Raw genomic sequence first — 1,083 nt, forward strand, 5'->3', positions numbered from 1 at the left:
CGTCGCCTTCCAGCCTATTTGCCCAAGTGCATCATAAAAAGCGTTACGGCGTGATTCATAGCGGGCTACCAGCTCGCCTACGCAGTTCTGCGAGGCCGTTAAGGCTGTCGCCGCCGCTGCCTGAATGCCGCCAAACAAGCTTACATAAATATGATCCTGCAGCAGATTAATCATCGAGATGATTTCGGCATTACCGAGCGCGAAACCAACACGCCAGCCCGCCATATTGTACGTTTTGGACAAGGTATAGAACTCAATCCCCACCTCTTTAGCACCCTCAGCCTGTAGGAAGCTTACCGGACGTTCGCCATCAAATCCAATAGCGCCATAGGCGAAATCACTGGCAACTACAATACCGTTACGTTGCGCGAATTCAACTGTATCCTCGTAAAAGGAAAGTGGAGCCGTTGCCGAGGTTGGATTATTCGGATAGTTAAGGAACATTAACTTGGCGCGGCGGCGGTCTTCTTCGGAAATGGCTTCATAATCGGGCAGAAAACGGTTCTCTTCTTTTAATGGGAGAAAAGACATTTCCGCTTTAGCCAAGGCTACACCAGACCAGTAGTCCGGGTAGCCGGGATCAGGGACGAGACACACATCCCCGGGATTGAGTAAGACTTGCGGCAGCTGAACCAAACCCGTTTTTCCGCCAAACAGGATGGCGACCTCGGTTTCAGGGTTGAGCGTCACACCGTAATCCTCCTGATAGCGCTGGGTAACGGCTTCCTTAAGAAAGCTGTAACCGCGAAATGGCGAATATTTATGATACAGCGGGTTATCCGCTGATTCCTGCAAAGCTTTTACAATATGAGAAGGAGTGGGCGTGTCGGGGTTCCCCTGTCCGAGATTAATGACATCATGCCCCGCCGCGATTTCACGGTTTACATTTTGTACAAGTGTGGCAAAAAATTGAGTGGGTAACTGTTTCATGACGTCAGCGGAGGGAATAGAAAAATGAGTCATCAATTCACACGACCTTTTGGAATAGTTTAAGAAATAATCTATCACGATTTTACCGAGTTGTATAGGGGGAATTAAGCTTGCATGGTTGCGTAATCCAGACTGATCGGGCTATGATGGGGG

The 1,083-nt window shown here is 49.2% G+C and carries 1 protein-coding gene; it reads right to left on the reverse strand.

Annotated features, from left to right (window positions below; all coding sequences use genetic code 11):
• A partial coding sequence (locus tag GRP75_RS27750) for an aminotransferase class I/II-fold pyridoxal phosphate-dependent enzyme (RefSeq protein WP_160790980.1) occupies positions 1–963 on the reverse strand: 963 nt, incomplete at its 3' end.
• Between the last annotated feature and the right edge of the window lie 120 nt (positions 964–1,083).

The sequence above is a fragment of the Paenibacillus sp. OT2-17 genome (genome assembly GCF_009827695.1).
Lineage (GTDB): Bacteria > Bacillota > Bacilli > Paenibacillales > Paenibacillaceae > Paenibacillus > Paenibacillus polymyxa_B.